The 17,007-nt window shown below is 73.4% G+C and carries 16 protein-coding genes; 6 read left to right on the forward strand and 10 right to left on the reverse strand.

All coding sequences use genetic code 11. The features are described 5' to 3' along the window. The first annotated feature begins 2 nt into the window (after positions 1-2). Positions 3-506, forward strand: a complete 504-nt coding sequence (locus BKA05_RS10100; RefSeq protein ID WP_179531316.1) for a carbonic anhydrase — start codon at positions 3-5, stop codon at positions 504-506. A gap of 79 nt (positions 507-585) precedes the next feature. On the opposite strand, the gene BKA05_RS10105 is transcribed toward BKA05_RS10100, so the two are convergent. After that, a complete protein-coding gene (locus tag BKA05_RS10105; protein ID WP_415836767.1) occupies positions 586-2,703 on the reverse strand; it encodes a DNA gyrase/topoisomerase IV subunit B in 2,118 nt (705 codons plus the stop codon). 429 nt (positions 2,704-3,132) lie between these two features. On the opposite strand from BKA05_RS10105, the gene BKA05_RS10110 reads away from it, so the two are divergent. Both BKA05_RS10110 and BKA05_RS10115 read left to right on the forward strand, forming a co-directional pair. Next, on the forward strand, positions 3,133-3,336 hold the full coding sequence (locus BKA05_RS10110) for a DUF7455 domain-containing protein (RefSeq protein ID WP_179531317.1): 204 nt from the start codon (positions 3,133-3,135) through the stop codon (positions 3,334-3,336). A gap of 79 nt (positions 3,337-3,415) precedes the next feature. Next, positions 3,416-4,276 carry an EamA family transporter gene (locus BKA05_RS10115; RefSeq protein ID WP_179531318.1) on the forward strand — a complete coding sequence of 287 codons (861 nt, stop codon included), beginning with the start codon at positions 3,416-3,418 and terminating at the stop codon, positions 4,274-4,276. A gap of 74 nt (positions 4,277-4,350) precedes the next feature. On the opposite strand, the gene BKA05_RS10120 is transcribed toward BKA05_RS10115, so the two are convergent. The 4 genes from BKA05_RS10120 to BKA05_RS10135 form a co-directional block, all read right to left on the reverse strand. Continuing rightward, positions 4,351-5,838, reverse strand: coding sequence for an RNA polymerase sigma factor (locus BKA05_RS10120; protein ID WP_343045606.1), 1,488 nt, complete (start codon positions 5,836-5,838; stop codon positions 4,351-4,353). Positions 5,839-6,034: 196 nt separating this feature from the next. Continuing rightward, positions 6,035-6,601 carry an HhH-GPD-type base excision DNA repair protein gene (locus tag BKA05_RS10125; protein ID WP_179531319.1) on the reverse strand — a complete coding sequence of 189 codons (567 nt, stop codon included), beginning with the start codon at positions 6,599-6,601 and terminating at the stop codon, positions 6,035-6,037. A gap of 44 nt (positions 6,602-6,645) precedes the next feature. Then, positions 6,646-7,266, reverse strand: a complete 621-nt coding sequence (locus tag BKA05_RS10130; protein ID WP_179531320.1) for a hypothetical protein — start codon at positions 7,264-7,266, stop codon at positions 6,646-6,648. Positions 7,267-7,483: 217 nt separating this feature from the next. Further along, positions 7,484-7,888 carry a universal stress protein gene (locus tag BKA05_RS10135; protein ID WP_179531321.1) on the reverse strand — a complete coding sequence of 135 codons (405 nt, stop codon included), beginning with the start codon at positions 7,886-7,888 and terminating at the stop codon, positions 7,484-7,486. Positions 7,889-8,071: 183 nt separating this feature from the next. Between BKA05_RS10135 and BKA05_RS10140 the strand changes: the two genes are divergently transcribed. Beyond that, positions 8,072-8,473: a hypothetical protein gene (locus BKA05_RS10140; RefSeq protein ID WP_179531322.1), complete on the forward strand. Its 402-nt coding sequence runs from the start codon at positions 8,072-8,074 to the stop codon at positions 8,471-8,473. 32 nt (positions 8,474-8,505) lie between these two features. Here the strand turns inward: BKA05_RS10140 and BKA05_RS10145 are convergent, their stop codons facing one another. Together BKA05_RS10145 and BKA05_RS10150 are read right to left on the reverse strand one after the other, a co-directional pair. Beyond that, positions 8,506-9,969 carry a glutamate-cysteine ligase family protein gene (locus BKA05_RS10145; protein ID WP_179531323.1) on the reverse strand — a complete coding sequence of 488 codons (1,464 nt, stop codon included), beginning with the start codon at positions 9,967-9,969 and terminating at the stop codon, positions 8,506-8,508. 24 nt (positions 9,970-9,993) lie between these two features. After that, a complete protein-coding gene (locus tag BKA05_RS10150; RefSeq protein WP_179531324.1) occupies positions 9,994-11,010 on the reverse strand; it encodes a DUF4192 domain-containing protein in 1,017 nt (338 codons plus the stop codon). Between the two features lie 109 nt (positions 11,011-11,119). Between BKA05_RS10150 and BKA05_RS10155 the strand changes: the two genes are divergently transcribed. Then, positions 11,120-12,547 carry a DNA polymerase IV gene (locus BKA05_RS10155; RefSeq protein WP_179531325.1) on the forward strand — a complete coding sequence of 476 codons (1,428 nt, stop codon included), beginning with the start codon at positions 11,120-11,122 and terminating at the stop codon, positions 12,545-12,547. Here BKA05_RS10155 and BKA05_RS10160 read toward each other — a convergent pair. From BKA05_RS10160 to BKA05_RS10170, 3 genes are read right to left on the reverse strand one after another with little or no spacing between them, the layout of a single operon-like run. Further along, complete coding sequence (locus BKA05_RS10160; RefSeq protein ID WP_343045607.1) at positions 12,531-13,385, reverse strand: 5-oxoprolinase subunit C family protein; 855 nt, start codon at positions 13,383-13,385, stop codon at positions 12,531-12,533. The two genes, BKA05_RS10155 and BKA05_RS10160, sit on opposite strands and share 17 nt — an antisense overlap. Further along, complete coding sequence (locus BKA05_RS10165; RefSeq protein ID WP_343045608.1) at positions 13,382-13,993, reverse strand: 5-oxoprolinase subunit B family protein; 612 nt, start codon at positions 13,991-13,993, stop codon at positions 13,382-13,384. The genes BKA05_RS10160 and BKA05_RS10165 overlap by 4 nt, the downstream gene beginning before the upstream one ends. Before the next feature lie 28 nt (positions 13,994-14,021). Then, on the reverse strand, positions 14,022-14,708 hold the full coding sequence (locus BKA05_RS10170) for a LamB/YcsF family protein (RefSeq protein ID WP_179531326.1): 687 nt from the start codon (positions 14,706-14,708) through the stop codon (positions 14,022-14,024). A 67-nt stretch (positions 14,709-14,775) separates the two neighbouring features. Between BKA05_RS10170 and BKA05_RS10175 the strand changes: the two genes are divergently transcribed. Then, positions 14,776-16,929 (forward strand): S9 family peptidase, encoded by a 2,154-nt coding sequence (locus BKA05_RS10175; protein ID WP_179531327.1) that lies wholly within the window; start codon positions 14,776-14,778, stop codon positions 16,927-16,929. The last annotated feature ends 78 nt before the right edge of the window (positions 16,930-17,007 follow it).

A 17,007-nucleotide genomic window follows, 5' to 3' on the forward strand; every position in this document is an offset into this window, starting at 1 on the left:
TCGTGACCGACTCCTCCGCATTCGACGACCTGCTCGCCGCGAACCGTGAGTTCGCCACCGACTTCGCCTACGGCGGCTTCGACGGCATCGCCAAGGCCGGCATCGCCCTGGTGACCTGCATGGACAGCCGGATCGACCCGCTGCGCATGATCGGCCTGGAGCCCGGCGACGCCAAGATCTTCCGCAACCCCGGCGGCCGCGTGACCGAGGCGGCGCTGGAGGCGATCGTCCTGGGCGTACACCTGCTCAACGTCCAGCGCGTCCTGGTGGTCCCCCACACCCGCTGCGCCGTCGCGTCCAACTCCGAGGAGACCCTGCGCGAGCGCGTGGCCGCCTCCGCGGGCGTCGACGCCACCTGGCAGCGCTTCCACGTCATCGAGGACCAGGTCGCCACCCTCGGCCTGGACGTGCACCGGGTGCGCTCGCACCCGCTGGTGCCGGAGTCGGTCGAGGTGGGCGGCTTCCTCTACGACGTCGACAGCGGCCTGCTCGACCAGAAGTGCTGATCCGGCCGGACTGGCCGCACCGCCTCGTGCGGCCCAGCGCGTGCCATGGACCGCGCTGAGCCGCACGAGACAGGTCACGTCAGGCGTCGAGGGCCTCGACGTCCACGTCGTAGGCACCCTGGACGATGAACTCCTTGCGAGGAGCCACGTCGGAGCCCATCAGCAGGTCGAAGACCTCGGTGGCACCCTCGGCGTCGTCGATGGTCAGCCGCCGAAGGGTCCGGCGGCGGGGGTCCATGGTGGTCTCGGCCAGCTGGTCGGCGTCCATCTCACCCAGACCCTTGTAGCGCTGGACCGGGTCCTTCCACCGCACGTTCTTCTTCCGCAGCTCGGCGAGCTTGCGCTGCAGCTCGGCGTCGGAATAGGTGTAGACGTACTTCTCCATCCCCTTCTTGGGGTTGGACAGCTCGATGCGGTGCAGCGGCGGCACGGCGGTGTAGACGCGGCCGTCGCGGATCAGGTCGGGCATGTACTTGAAGAACAACGTGGCCAGCAGGCAGCGGATGTGGGCGCCGTCGGAGTCGGCGTCGGCCATGAAGATGATCCGGCCGTAGCGACGGGCCTCGAGCTCGAAGGTGCGCCCGGAGCCGGCGCCGACGACCTGGATGATCGAGGCGCACTCGGCGTTCTTCAGCATGTCGCCGACCGAGGCCTTCTGGACGTTGAGGATCTTGCCGCGGATCGGCAGCAGCGCCTGGAACTCGGAGTTGCGGGCGAGCTTGGCGGTGCCGAGCGCGGAGTCACCCTCGACGATGAACAGCTCGCTGCGGTCGTTGTCGCCCGAGCGGCAGTCGGCGAGCTTGGCGGGGAGCGCGGAGGACTCCAGCGCGTTCTTGCGGCGCTGGGTCTCCTTGTGCTGACGGGCGGCGATGCGGGTCTTCTGCGCGCCCGCGACCTTCTCCATCACCAGCTTGGCCTCGGCCTTCTCGGCCCGCTTGGTGGAGGTCAGGAACGCCTTGAGCTCGCGTGCGACGACCTTGCGCACGATCGAGCGGGCCGCCGGGGTGCCGAGGATCTCCTTGGTCTGCCCCTCGAACTGCGGCTCCGCCAGGCGCACCGTCACCACCGAGGTCAGGCCCTCGAGCACGTCGTCCTTGATGACGTCGGGGTCGTTGACCTTGAGCGCCTTGGTCGCGCGCATCACGTCGTTGAAGGTCTTCGTCAGCGCGGTCTCGAACCCGCTGACGTGGGTGCCGCCCTTGGGGGTGGCGATGACGTTGACGAAGGAGCGCAGCGTCGTGTCGTAGCCGGTGCCCCAGCGCACCGCCACGTCGACGGTCAGCTCGCGCTCGACCTCCTGCGGGGTCATGTGTCCCTGGGCGTCCAGGAGCGGGACAGTCTCGGTGAAGGTGTCCGAGCCCTGCAGCCGCAGGATCGAGCTCACGGGCTCGTCGGGGCTGAGGAAGTCGGCGAACTCGGTGATGCCGCCCTCGTGCTTGAAGCTCTCCTCGACCGGCTCCTCGCCCCGCAGGTCGCGGACGACGATCTCGAGGCCGGGCACGATGAAGGAGGTCTGCCGAGCGCGCGTGAGCAGCTCGTCGAGGACGTAGGTGGCATCGCGGGTGAAGATCTGGCGGTCCGGCCAGAACCGGATGCGGGTGCCGCTGCGGCCCTTGGCGACGCGGGCGCCCTTGCGGGTCAGCCCCGAGCGCGCCTCGAAGTCCCCACCCGGGCCCTCTGCCGCGAACACCCCGGGCACGCCCCGCTGGAAGGACAGCCCCTGGACCGCGGGTGAGCGCTCGACGTCGATGTCCATGCGCGAGGACAGGGCGTTGACGACGGAGAGACCCACGCCGTGCAGGCCGCCGGTCGCGACGTACGAGCCGCCGCCGAACTTGCCGCCGGCGTGCAGCTTCGTGGCGACGACCTCGACACCGGGCAGGCCGGTGCGCGGCTCCTTGTCGGTGGGGATGCCGCGACCGTTGTCGTGGACCTCGACCGAGCCGTCGGGGTGGAGCAGCACCTCGACACGGTCCGCCGCGCCGGCCAGCGCCTCGTCGACACCGTTGTCGATGATCTCCCACACGCAGTGCATGAGGCCGCGGGTGTCGGTGGACCCGATGTACATGCCCGGCCGCTTGCGCACCGCCTCCAGGCCCTCCAGGACCAGGAGGTGGGCGGCGTTGTAGGTGTTGTCGGCGATCTCGGAGCTCCTCTGGTGCTGGCGCTTCGGGGCGGTCTCGGGTGCCTGCGTCACTGGCCAGAATCTAGTCGACGACACGCCGTCCCCGGCTCGCGGCACGCCCCCGCACCCGGGTCTAGTGTCGGATCACTTCCTCGCAGCACCGCACCACCGATGAACCGCAGCACCGCAGGACACGTCCTCCGGGACGTCACGATGTGGACACGATCGGGCTCGGGATCCGGAACCGTCCACGGGACGTCCCAGGACGCGAGAGACTTCACCCAGGCGGGCGAGTGATCTTCCGCCGGGTGGGGGAACATCACCTGGGACAACGTCGTTCCGGACACCTGAGAACGCACCGGATCCACTCAACCGGACAGGAGGGCGGCCGATGGGAGCATCGCACCACCCACTGTCGCGTGCGCCACACGTGACGAGGAATCTTTCAGGTCCCTCGCTACGTTGTCACCAGCACCGAGTGAGTACAGAAATGAGGCCGAAGTGACTACTGCCGTTGCCCCGAGCACCGCGCTGACCGCAGCGGACCGCTGCGACCGTTGCGGCGCACAGGCCTACCTCCGTGTCGAGCTGCAGACGGGCGGTGAGCTGCTCTTCTGCGCCCACCACGCCCGCGAGCACGGCGACGCGCTCAAGCAGGTGGCCGTGACCGTCCAGGACGAGACGCACAAGCTCGGCCTGGACTGAGCCCACCCGACCAGACCACCCGCACGGCCCCGGACAGTGATGTCCGGGGCCGTCGGCGTCTGCAGACAGGAGACTCCCCGTGCCGGTCGTCCTCGCCCTGGCCTCGGCCGCTGCCTACGGCCTGGCCGACTTCGTCGGCGGGCTGACGTCGCGACGCACCGGCGCGTCGTGGTCGGTGGGGTTCCTCGCCCTGCTCGCCGGGGGTACGACGACGGCCGTGGTCGCGTGGGTCGACCCGGGCTCCCCCACGACGACCGATCACCTGTGGGCGGTCGTCGCCGGTGTCGGGAACGGAGTCGGCACGGGATTCCTCTACCGCGGGCTGGCCGGCGGCCGGATGGGCGTGGTCGCACCGGTGAGCGCCGTCGGTGCCGCCCTGGTCCCTCTGCTGGTCGGCCTCGGCTCCGGTGAGCGCCCCTCCGCCCTGGTCTGGCTCGGTGTCGCCGCCGCCTTCCCGGGCATCTGGTGGGTCTCCCGCCCAGAGGTGGACGCCGAGGAGCACGCCGAGGAGGACGCTCGACCCGGGCACCGGGCGGCGGGGACCCTGGACGGCGTGCTCGCCGGTCTGGGTTTCGGGACCCTCTTCGCCGGGCTCGGCCAGGTGCCGGACTCCGCTGGCCTCCTCCCCCTGGCGTTGAACCAGGTCGTCGCGGCCGTGGTCGTCGCCGGCCTGGCCGCCGCCGTCGGGGGCGAGTGGGTCCCCCGGTCGCTCCCGGTTGCCTGGGGAGCCCTGGCGGGCCTCCTGGGCGCTCTGGCCACCGGCTTGTTCCTGGTGGCCAGCCACGGCGGCTACCTCAGCGTCGTGGCCGTCATCGCCTCGCTCTACCCGGCCTTCACCGTGCTGCTGGCCGCCACCGTGCTCAAGGAGCAGATCGGCAGCGGCCAGGCCGTCGGCCTCGCGCTGTGCGCGCTGGCCGTGGGCCTGGTCGCGGCCGGCTGAGCTGGTCGGCGACGACGAACCGGACCTGACCCGTCGAGCCGGCGTATCAATACGCCGGCTCGGCGGGCGGTTCGTCAGTCCAGGTAGTCGCGCAGGACCTGCGAGCGCGAGGGGTGGCGGAGCTTCGACATGGTCTTGGACTCGATCTGGCGGATCCGCTCGCGGGTCACGCCGTAGACCTTGCCGATCTCGTCGAGGGTCTTGGGCTGGCCGTCGGTGAGCCCGAAGCGCATCGACACCACGCCCGCCTCGCGCTCGGAGAGCGTGTCGAGGACGGCGTGCAGCTGCTCCTGGAGCAGGGTGAACGACACGGCGTCGGCCGGGACGATGGCCTCGGAGTCCTCGATGAGGTCACCGAACTCCGAGTCGCCGTCCTCGCCGAGCGGAGTGTGCAGCGAGATCGGCTCACGGCCGTACTTCTGGACCTCGATGACCTTCTCGGGGGTCATGTCGAGCTCCTTGGCCAGCTCCTCCGGGGTGGGCTCGCGCCCGAGGTCCTGGAGCATCTGGCGCTGGACGCGGGCCAGCTTGTTGATGACCTCGACCATGTGCACCGGGATGCGGATGGTGCGTGCCTGGTCGGCCATCGCGCGGGTGATCGCCTGGCGGATCCACCACGTCGCGTAGGTCGAGAACTTGTAGCCCTTGGTGTAGTCGAACTTCTCGACCGCACGGATCAGACCGAGGTTGCCCTCCTGGATCAGGTCCAGGAAGAGCATCCCGCGACCGGTGTAGCGCTTGGCCAGCGAGACCACGAGGCGCAGGTTGGCCTCGAGCAGGTGGTTCTTGGCGCGGCGGCCGTCCTCGGCGATCCACTCGAGCTCCTCGAGCAGGTCGGCCTTGATCTTGCCGCCCTTGGCCAGCTTCTCCTCCGAGAACAGGCCCGCCTCGATCCGCTTGGCGAGCTCGACCTCCATCTCGGCGTTGAGCAGCGGGACCTTGCCGATCTGCTTGAGGTAGTCCTTGACCGGGTCCGCGGTCGCGCCGGCGACCATGACCTGCTGGACCGGCTCGTCGGACTCGTCGGCCGCGGAGACCACGAAGCTCGAGGTGGCGGTGGCCTCCTCCTCGTCGGCCTTGATGGTCGGGTCGGCGGCGACGTCCTTCTCGAACTGCTCGTCCGGGACGTCGGGCAGGACCTTCTTGCCGTCGGGGCCGATGACCGGAGCGGCTGCCTCGACCTCGACCTCGACGGTCTCGGTCGCCTTCTTCGCCGCGGTCTTCTTGGCCGGAGCCGCCTTCTTGGCGGGGGCGGCCTTCTTCGCCGGGGCCGCCTTCTTCGCGGCGGTCTTCTTCGCCGTGGCGGTGGTGGTCTTGCGCGTCGAGGTCGCCGCGACCGCGCGGGTGCTCGCCACGTCGATGTTCACGGAGATGCCCTGCTCGCTCAGGTGACCGAGCAGCGCCTTGAGGTGGCGTGGCTCGATCGCGGCATCCTCACTGGCCCTCCGGACCTCGTCGGGAGTGACGCTGCCCGTGGGGGCACCTCGCTCGACGAGGGTCACGATGGCGGGGTGCGAGAGCACCTCGGCAGGGATCTTGCGTGCGTTCGAAGTCACGAACACCTCTCGTGAACTGGCGTGGGGGCGCGGCAGGGCCCGGAGTCGTCAAGAGCCGCGGGCTCATTCTGCCACGGGGGTGATGACGTCCCCGCAACGGGGACGGTCTCGCAGGCCTGTCCCGCTCCGCTGCACGGGGCCGGCGGGCTCAGCAGCCTCTCAGCAACGCCTCAGCAGGGCCTCAGCGACGATCCACGACGCGTCAGGTGCCGGCCTTGGCGGCGGCCTTCTTCTGCTTCTTGAAGTCCCGCACCTTCTGCAGGGAGTCGGGGTCGACGACGTCGGCCACCGAGCGGTGCCCCTCCAGGGCGTAGTCCCCCACGACGCTCTCCCAGCCGTCGGGGCGGACCTGCAGCTGCTTGGCGAGCAGCGCCACGAAGATCTGGGCCTTCTGCTTGCCGAAGCCGGGCAGCGCCATGACCCGCTTGAGCAGGTCGCGACCGTCGGAGGCCCCGGACCACAGCAGCGAGGCGTCGCCGTCGTACTCCTCGCACACCAGCCGCGCGAGCTCCTGCAGGCGCGCGGCCATCGACCCCGGGAACCGGTGGATGGCCGGTGCCGTCGCGCACAGCGCGGCGAACTCCTCGGGATCGGCCGCGGCGATGCGGGCCGGGTCGAGGGTCCCGAAGCGCTCGAGGACCTTGGCGGGCCCGCGGAAGGCGTGCTCCATGGGGTACTGCTGGTCGAGCATCATGCCGACCAGTAGCGCGAACGGGTCATCGGTGAGCACCTGGTCGGCGGCCTCGTCGCCGGTGATGTGGATCGCCATGGCGCCCATCCTGCACGACCGCACAGGGCCGCGGGCAGTGCGGCTCAGGCCCCCGCGGTCTCCTGGACGCGCAGCACCCGCACGTGGCCGTCGAGCCCGGCGGCGTCGAGGCGCTCGACGAGCTCCTGGACGACGGTGGGCCGGCCGGGCAGCTCCAGGACGACCGAGCGATCGGCGTACGTCGTCGGGTCGGGCTCGACCAGGCCGACCGCCAGCGGCGCGCAGGCGCCGGCCAGGGTGCTCAGCGCGGCCGGGGACCCGAAGCCCCGCAGCTGCCACCGACCGCCGTAGGGCAGCTCGCGCAGCTCGAGGAAGACGACGTCGTCGCGGCCCTCGGGTGCCTGCCCGGCGACCCGGCGGCACTCGCCCCGCGCGTCGGGCTCGAGGTAGGCGATGGCGCTCAGCCCCGGCTGGGCCAGGCCGTCGAGCACGCGTTCGAGGGCGGCGGCACCACGCCGGGCGACGACGAGCGACTGGGGCAGGCCGGTCTCGTCCGGCAGCACCGGGTCGCAGCGGTGCCCGGCCTCACCGAGGCTCGTGGCGACCTGCCACACCGCCTCGGGCGGCCAGACCCGCACCTCCAGGTCGTCGTGGTCCACCGGGGTGACCAGGACTGTCGCCGCGACCACTGCCCGGGTGGGCGAGGGCATCGAGACGTCGAGCACGCGAGCCTCCAACAGAGTTCGTCCGAGAGACCGGTCGGGGGTCGGTCACGGAAGCAAGTCTGGGCGGCTTTACGTGGCCCGTCAGGCGTGGAATCGGTTCCCGAACAACTCCGAACAGCGCTGAGCGTGGCCTTTACCGAGGCCCCTAGGAGGCGTCCTCACCCGTTCTGACGAGCCACCGGCCCACGGATACCCCACCCCGTGTCGACGCGCGAGGTCACGAGCCGGCCTTGACCGCCAGGACCGGGCAGGGCGCGTCCAGCAGCACCCGCTGCGCCTGGCTGCCGAGGATCAGCTTGCCCACCGGCGAGCGACGACGCAGCCCGATGACCAGCAGGTCGGCCGAGTGCTCCTCCGCGACCTCGATGAGGTCCTCGGCCGGCTCCAGCCCACGGACGGTCTGGCGCAGGGTGAAGGCGAGCCCGCTGGCCTCCAGCCGCGCGCGCACCCCGTCGAGCTCGGCCTGGGCGGCCGCGGCGCGTGCCTCGTCGTACTCCTGGCCGCCACGGTGGGAGCTGACCACCACCAGCGAGGAGCCCCGCAGCCGGGCCTCCTCGACCGCCCTGTCGAGCGCTGCCTCCCCCTCAGGCTTGGCGACGTACCCCACCACGACCGTGCTCATCGCGTCCTCCCGGCTCCGGCCGACACCGACGACCCGGCTCTCGGACGCTCGCTCGACCTCTCGGGCACGGTAGCCGACCCCGGCCCCACCCGCCCGGGGACGACACCTGTGGACGGGTGCCTGTCGACAGGCACCTGTGGATGGGCGACCCCGCAGGTCCGCGGATCGGGGCAGGCTGAGCGGGTGCCCCTCGACCCGGACCAGCGCGCACGAGCCGCCGTGCTCGAGCTCGCGCGCGGCGAGCACCGCCGTCACCACCCCGCGCTGGTGCACGTGGGCGATCCGGCCGGCCGCGCGGTCGTGCTGCCCGCCGACCACGGTCCCGACCACGCGCTGCGCGCCGACGTGCTCGGGGCGCTGCTGTGGCACCGGCGCGACGAGCGCCCGCTGGTGTGGCTGACCCGCACGGGGTCGTTGTCCTGGCAGGACGTGGATGCCGACTGGTACGCCGGGTGGCGCGCCGCCGGCGCCGAGGTCGGCGTCGCGAGCCGCTTCCTCGTGGTCACCCGGCACGGCTGGCACGACCCCACCAGCGGCGCCACCCGCACCTGGCGACGGATCCGGGACCGTCGGCGGCCCCGGTGACGGGGTGGGGGTGAGGACGCGGTGGCTCGGGCTCAGTCCCAGGCGTGGACGGGCTCGTTGCTGTGCATCCGCTCGCGGTACTCCAGCAGCGTGGCGCGCAGGGCGTCCCACCGGTCCTCGCCGGACCGGGCCCGCACCCGGCCCACGAACCACTCCGCTCCGTTGGTGCCGAACAGGCAGCGCTGCTCGATGACGCCCAGGAGCCGGTCGCGCACCTCCGCGGCGACGCCCCAGCGCTCCAGGCCCTCGTGGGCCATCGGCAGCAGCCGCCGGAGCACGAGCTCGGTGGCGCGGACCTGGCCGACGCCGGGCCAGTAGATCTGGGCGTCGATGCCCTGCTGGGCAGCGACGTGGAAGTTCTCCTCGGCGGCGCTGAAGGACATCTGGCTCCACAACGGCCGCTCGCTCTCCGCGACACTGCGCACCAGCCCGAAGTAGAAGGCGGCGTTGGCGACCGTGTCCAGGACCGTGGGGCCGGCGGCGAGCAGGCGGTTCTCCACCCGCAGGTGCGGCCCGGCGTCGGTGACGTCGTAGACCGGCCGGTTCCAGCGGTAGACGGTGCCGTTGTGCAGGCGCAGCTCCGAGAGGGCGGGGGTGCCGCCGGACTCCAGCACCGCGAGCGGGTCCTCGTCGTCGGTGATCGGCAGCAGCGCCGGGAAGTACCGGACGTTCTCCTCGAAGCAGTCGAAGACCGAGGTGATCCACCGCTCCCCGAACCACACGCGCGGACGGACCCCCTGGGCCTTGAGCTCCTCGCCGCGGGTGTCGGTGGCCTGCTCGAACAACGGGATGCGGGTCTCGCGCCACAGCTCCTTGCCGAGCAGGTACGGCGCGTTGGCGCCGACCGCCAGCTGGGCGGCCGCGATGGCCTGCGAGGCGTTCCAGTACGCCGCGAACTGGTCCGGGGAGGTCTGGACGTGGAACTGGGTGCTCGTGCAGGCGGCCTCCGGCACGATCGAGTCGGCGGTCGTGCGCAGCTGCTCGGCGCCCTCGATCCGGATCTCGATGTCCTCGCCGCGGGCGGCGAGGATCTGGTCGGAGAGCAGGGCGTAGCGCGGGTTGGCGCTGATGGCGTCGCGCCCGAGGTGTCCGTCGGCGAGGGTCGGGAGGATCCCGATCATCACCAGGTGGGCGCCGATCGCGGCCGAGCGCTCCTCGGCGTCGTTGAGGTCCTCGCGCAGGATCTCCTCGATGCGGGTCAGGCCGTCGTCGTGCAGGTGGACCGGCGGGACGTTGATCTCGACGTTGAACTGGGCTAGCTCGGTCTGGAAGTCGGCGTCCGCGATCTGCTCGAGCACCTCGGCGTTGCGCAGGGCCGGGTCACCGGCCTCGTCGACCAGGTTGAGCTCGACCTCGAGGCCGGTCATCGGGTCGTCGGTGTCGAAGGCCGCCTCACGCAGCATCCGGGCGAAGACGTCGAGGTTGCGGCGCACCTTCTCCCGGTGCCGGGTGCGATCGGCGCGGGTGAACTCCTGCTGCTCCACCTCTTCTCCCATGAGCGAACCCTAGGGCTCCCCACCTCACCCGGCGAGGGGTCTCAGGGAGCCCTCCCACCCCTCGGGCGACACCGCCCGCTGCAGCAGGCGCGCGACCATGGCGCAGTCGGGGTGCTCGGGCTCGACCTCGACGCCACGGTCCACGGCGCACCAGGCCAGTGCCCCGTCGCCGACGACCCAGGCGGCGAGCGCGACCGCGGCGGCCGCGTCCGGGACGCGCTCGCGCGGGGCGCGTCGCAGGACCTCCGACCACAGGTCCACCTGGCCGCGTGCGGTGTCACGTCGCAGGTGACGCGCCACCGCCTGCCGGCACCTGCCCTGCCGCAGCCCGACCAGCAGCTCGGCGACCTCGGCGTCGGTCACCGGCGTCCCGCTGCCGCACCGCGACCGGAGCAGCTCCTCGAAGCGACGGGTCGTCACGGACACCGGCTCCACCAGCCCGGCCAGCACCTCCCCCGCCACCCCGCCCGGGTCGGGCGCCAGGGTCGCCGCGACCGCGGCCCGGTCGGGGTGGGTCACGCGCCCCTCGAGCACCGAGCGGGCACGGAAGGGGTGGCTGGCCGCGTCGAAGGCCTGCCCCTCCCCCCGGTCGTCGAGCTCCGCGGTGGTCCCCACCCGCCACCAGCGGCCCCCGTGCGCCCGCAGGCAGGTGACGACGCCGATCCCGTGGCCTCGCAGCGCGCTGGCCAGCACCCGCAGCACGTCGGCGGTCCAGCGGTCCGCGTGGTGGAAGCCGAACAGGGCCACCGTCGCGACCCCGTGCCGCACCGCGGGCTCGACGAGGGACTCGATCATCGGCATCACCTCCTCGGCGAGCGTGGGCATCTCGACCCGCGCGTGGAAGCACCGGGGCGCCCCGAAGGTCAGCATCACCACCGACTCCTCGGGGACGAACCCGAGCACCAGCGGCACCGTGGCGAGCAGGTCCTCGGGGGTGCGGGCCACGTAGGGGGCGTCGGGCCCCTGGACGGGCCGGTCGGTCGGCCGGTCGGTCGGCCGGTCGGTCGTTGGGCGGTCGGGGTGGCGGTCGTGTGCGTCCATGGCGGCAGGCTGCTCGGACGCGGGGCCCCGTGGGGGCGCAGAGCCGCTGCCTGGGGACGGGCGCGGGCGAGGACCGCCCTGTGGACGGTCCGCGGGTAGCGTGCGCGACGTGCGCGGCGAGTCCTCGGTCCTCCACCTGGACCTGGATGCGTTCTTCGCCGCCGTCGAGCAGCGCGACAAGCCCTCCCTGCGCGGCCGGCCGGTCGTCGTCGGGGGCACCGGCGGTCGCGGGGTCGTGGCGACGGCGTCGTACGAGGCCCGTCGGTACGGGGTGCGCTCGGCGATGTCGACCCGCGAGGCGCGGGCGCGCTGCCCGCACGCGGCGTTCCTCGGCGGGCGGTTCCCGGCCTACCGGGAGGCCAGCCGAGCGGTGATGGCGGTCCTGCGTGCGGCCTCGCCCCTCGTGGAGCCGCTGTCGCTGGACGAGGCGTTCGTCGACCTGGCCGCCTCCGAGGACCCGGCGCTGGCGTCGCTGGAGGTGCCGGCGGTGACGGAGTACGCCGAGCTGCTGCGGGCCCGGGTCGCCGAGGCCACTGACGGGCTGACCTGCTCGGTCGGCGTCGCCACCAGCAAGTTCATGGCCAAGGTCGCCAGCGACCTCGACAAGCCCGACGGCCTGGTGGTGGTCGCCCCGGGCACCGAGCGCGAGCTGCTGCGCCCGATGAGCGTCACCGTCATCCCCGGCGTGGGCCCGGCGACCGCCGAGCGGCTGCGCCGGGTGGGGGTGCAGACGGTGGCCCAGCTCGAGGAGGTCAGCGAGGAGGAGCTGGTGCGACTGGTCGGCACCGCCCACGGCACCTCGCTGTTCCACCTCGCCCGGGCGCAGGACGACCGAGCGGTGGTCGCGGAACGGGAGGCGAAGTCGGTCAGCGTCGAGGGCACCTACGACTCCGACCTCTCCGACCTGCGCCTGATGGAGCACCTGCTGGTGCGGCAGTCCGCCGCGGTGGCGACCCGGCTCGGCAAGGCCGGGCTGTCGGGCCGCACGATCAGCATCAAGGTGCGCCTGCACGACTTCACCACCACCAGCCGCTCCTCCACGCTGCCCTCCCCCACCGACGACCCGGCCGTCATCGCCCGCGTGGTGCGGGCGCTGCTCGCCGAGCTCGCGGCCGGCGTCGACACCGGCCCGGCCCTGCGCGGCGGGGTGCGACTGCTCGGCGTCGGGGTCTCCGGCCTGGCCGACTGGGTCCAGGACGACCTGTTCGCCGGGCTCGCCGAGGACACCCCGGAGGATGCCCGGGAGGGGGCCGAGGAGCCCCAGGAGCTCCCCGAGCCGCCCCGGGCCCGGCCCACCGGCTGGTCGCCCGGGGCCGACGTGGTCCACGACGAGCACGGCCGCGGGTGGGTGTGGGGGTCGGGACGCGGGGTGGTCACGGTGCGCTTCGAGACCCGGGAGAGCCCGGCCGGGCCGGTGCGGTCCTTCGCCGTCGACGACCCGGCGCTGCACCGGTGGCAGCCCGAGGTCGCCGACGACCCGGACGGCACCGAGCACGTGACCGAGCACGGGACCGAGGACGTCACCGAGCCCGGCTGAAGCGCACCGGGTCCCCGGGGCGCAGCTGCGCGCAGCGCCACAGGTCCGCCGGCTCCACCACGGCCACCACCGGGTAGCCGCCCGTCGTCGGGTGGTCGGCCAGGAACACGACCGGCCGCCCACCCGGCGGCAGCTGGACCGCCCCGAGCAGCACGCCCTCCGAGGCCAGCTCGTCGGTGCGGGCCCGGGGCAGGGTCCCGCCCTCGAGGCGCAGCCCCACCCGGTCGGAGTCCGGGCCGCAGGTCCACGCGCCCCGCACCAGCAGGTCGACGGGGTCGCCGTCGCACCAGTCGGCCCGGGGGCCCGGGTGCAGGCGGAGCGTGCCGCTCGGGGGCGCGGGCGGGACCTCGACCGCGGCCGGCACCCCCGCGGGTACGCCGACGGGCAGCCGGTCCCCCGTCCGCACCGGGGGCGGCCCGAGCCCGGAGAGGGTGTCGGTGGAGCGTGAGCCGAGCACCGGGTCGACCACCAGCCCCCCGGAGACGGCCAGGTGGCTGCGAGCCCCGCGCAGCGGCGTACCGAGGGTGAGGGGGGTGTGGGTGGGCAGCCGCAGGGCCCGTCCCGTGGGAACCGCACGGTCCCCCAGCCGCAGCGGCACCTCGGCCCCGGTGACGGCCACCCACCGGTCCTCGGTGAGCCGGACGGTGAGCCCGCCCATGAGCACCTCCAGGCCCGCGGCGCCGGGCTCGTTGCCGACCAGCCGCTGGGCCAGGGCGTGGGCCGCGGCGTCGAGGGCACCCGAGCGCGGGACGCCGAGGTGGGCGTGCCCGGGACGGCCGCGGTCCTGCACGGTCACCAGGGGCCCGGTCGCCAGCACCTCCAGCACCGCGTCGCTCACGCACGCACCTCGCGGAAGACCACACGGGTGCCCGGTGCGAGCAGCGCCGGCGGGGTGCGCCGGGTGTCCCACAGGGCCAGGTCGGTGCGCCCGAGCAGCCGCCAGCCGCCGGGCGAGGCGGTCGGGTAGACCGCCGACCAGGTGTCGGCGAGGGCCACCGAGCCGGCGGGGACCCGCGGACGGGGCGACGCCAGCCGGGGCACCGCCCACTCCTCGGGCGCGCCGGAGAGGTAGGCGAAGCCGGGCGCGAACCCGCAGAACGCGCTCACCAGCTCCAGCGACGTGTGCCGCTCGACTACCTCGCGCAGCGTGCAGCCCCACACCTCGGCGACGTCGGCCAGGTCGGCACCGTCGTAGACGACGGGCACTTCGACCAGTGGCCCCGGGTCGGTGCCCGTGGCAGGGTCCCAGCGGCGCAGCGCTTCCTCTACCGGCGCCCGCTCGGTCCCGTCCACGAGCACGGTGCGGGCACCCGGGACCACGTCGGTCGCCCCGAGCCCGGCGCGCAGGTGCTCGGCCAGCGACAGCGCCGCCGGGGCGTCGCTCACCTCCACCAGCAGCGCGGCCGGGCCGCACGGCACCACGCGGTACGCCGGCGGGCCGGTCACCCCGCCACCCCGGCTCCCACCCCGGCCCTCACACCAGCCCCCGCAGCGCGTGCCCGGCCGCGAGCAGCGCGCGACGCACCGCCCGGGCGTGCTCGACCGCCCCGGGGTGGTCGCCGTGCACGCACACCGAGTCCACGGTGGCGGCCAGCTCGACGGCCCGCTCGGCGATCCGCGCGCCGTCGGTGACCAGGGCCCCCGGGCGGTCCCGTGGCAGCAGCCGGCCGTCCTCGGCGTACCCGCGGTCCGGGAAGCCCTCGTGCCACACCCGCCGACCGCGCTCCGCGGCCAGCGACAGCAGCCTCCCGCTCATCCCGAGCACCGGCAGGTCCCGGGAGCCCTCGAGCACCGCGAGCGCCTGCTCCTCGTCGTCCATCGTGCGGTGGTAGAGCGCGCCGTGCGGCTTGACGTAGCGCACGGTCGTGCCCTCCTCCCCCGCGATCACCGAGAGCGTGCCGACCTGGTCGGCCACCTGCTCGCGGAGCACCGAGCGGCGCACGTCGAGCGCGACCCTGCCGAAGTTCGCCCGGTCCGCGTAGGAGACCTGGGCGCCGACGCAGACCCCACGCACCGCTGCCTCGGCGCACACCGCCCGCATGATCGCCGGGCTCCCCGCGTGGTAGCCGCAGGCCACGTTGGCGCTGGTCACGACGGCGAGCAGGGCGGCGTCGTCGGTGACCTCCTCCCCGAGGTCGGCGTTCAGGTCGACGTGGCGCACGCCCCCGAACCTAGTGCCCCGCGCGGCCGCCGTCCCGCCGCTCCCGGGGCGCGTCTAGGGTCGCGACATGCCCACGCCGTCGCAGCCCCCGGTCGCAGCCCGCCGCCCCACGAGCCGGGAGATCCACGGGCGCACCCGCACCGATGACTACGAGTGGCTGCGGGAGAAGGAGTCACCGGAGGTGACCGGCCACCTCGAGGCCGAGAACGCGTGGACGCAGGCTCGCACCGCCCACCTGGCCGACCTGCGGGCGAGGATCTTCGAGGAGATCCGCACCCGGACCCGGGAGACCGACCTGTCGGTGCCGACCCGCAACCGCGGGCACTGGTACTACGGGCGCTCCTTCGCCGGCAAGGAGTACGGCGCCACCTGCCGGGTCCCCGTCGCCGACCCCGACGACTGGACCCCGCCCCGCCCGGCCGAGGACTGCGCCCCCGACCAGCCCGCACTGCCCGGCGAGGAGGTCCTGCTCGACCTCGACGCCCTGGCCGAGGGACACGACTTCTTCTCCCTCGGCGGTGCCGCGGTCTCCCCCGACGGCACCCTGCTGGCCTACGCGACCGACGTCGTCGGCGACGAGCGCTACACCGTGCGCGTCAAGGACCTGCGCACCGGCGAGCTGCTCCCCGACGTCGTGTCCGGCGTCATCGGCGGTGCGACCTGGGACCGCGCGGGCGAGCACCTCTACTACGTGACCGTCGACGAGTCCTGGCGCGCCGACAAGGTCTGGCGCCACGCCCTGGGCACCGACCAGGACGCCGACGAGCTGGTGCACCACGAGACCGACGGCCGGTTCTTCACCAGCGTCGGCCGCACCCGCTCCGACCGGTTCATGGTGGTGGCGGCGGGCTCGAAGACCACCACCGAGTACCGACTGCTCGACGCCGACGACCCCGAGCGCGGCTGGTGGGTCTTCGCCGAGCGCGAGGAGGGCATCGAGTACTCCCTCGACCACGCCGTGCTCGCCGGGCAGGACGCCCTGCTGGTGCTGCACAACGCGACCGGACCGGACTTCGAGCTCGCCGTCGCCCCCTGCGCACCGACCCCGCGCCGGCAGTGGCGCCCGCTGGTCGGCCACGACAGCGCCGTACGCCTGGAGGACGTGGACGCGTTCGCCGGTCACCTCGTCGTGCACCAGCGCAGCGAGGGCCTGACCCAGCTGCGGATCCTCGAGCTGGGCGACGCCGGCACGCCCGAGGCCCCCGTGACCGACGACTACCTCGTCTCCTTCGACGAGGAGGTCTACACCGTGGGCGCCTCCGGCAACCCCGGCTTCCACCAGCCCACGGTGCGCCTGGGCTACACGACGATGGCGATCCCCTCGAGCGTCTACGACTACGACGTGCGCAGCCGCTCCCTCACCCTGCTGCGTCGCGCGCCGGTGCTCGGCGGCTACGACCCGGCCGACTACGAGGAGCACCGGCTGTGGGCGACCGCCGAGGACGGCGAGCGGATCCCGATCTCCTGGGTGGCCCGCCGCGGGGCCGTCGCCGACGGCCCCGCGCCGACCCTGCTCTACGCCTACGGCTCCTACGAGGCCTCGATGGACCCCTACTTCTCCATCGCCCGGCTCTCCCTGCTCGACCGGGGCGCCGCCTTCGCCATCGCGCACGTGCGCGGCGGCGGCGAGATGGGACGGAGGTGGTACGACGACGGCAAGCTGATGCGCAAGCAGCACACCTTCAGCGACTTCGCCGCCTGCGCCCGGCACCTCGTCGACACCGGCTGGGCGAGCCCCGAGACGCTGGTCGGCGAGGGCGCGAGCGCCGGCGGGCTGCTCATCGGGGCGGTCGCCAACCAGGCTCCGGAGCTCTTCAGCGGCCTGGTGGCGGGCGTGCCGTTCGTCGACGCCCTCACCACGATGCTCGACGCCTCCCTGCCGCTGACCGTCACCGAGTACGACGAGTGGGGCAACCCCGAGGCCGACCCCGCGGTCTACGACTACATGGCCTCCTACGCCCCCTACGACAACGTCACCGAGCAGGACTACCCGGCGATCCTGGCCGAGACCTCCCTCAACGACACCCGGGTGCTCTACGTCGAGCCGGCCAAGTGGGTGGCCAAGCTGCGGGCGACCGCCGCCGACCACCGCCCCGACGTCCTGCTGCGCACGGAGATGGCGGCCGGCCACGGCGGGGTCTCGGGACGCTACAAGTCCTGGCACGACCGGGCCTTCACCCTGGCCTGGATGCTGGACCGGATGGGCCTGGCCGGGGCCTGATCGGCATCTCACCCCTTCGGTGACCCATCCGGTGGGCACCGGTGTCTCGAACCCCTCGTACGGGTGAGGCCCTGAGAA

Origin of the sequence: Nocardioides marinus, from assembly GCF_013408145.1 — a bacterium.
Lineage (GTDB): Bacteria > Actinomycetota > Actinomycetes > Propionibacteriales > Nocardioidaceae > Nocardioides > Nocardioides marinus.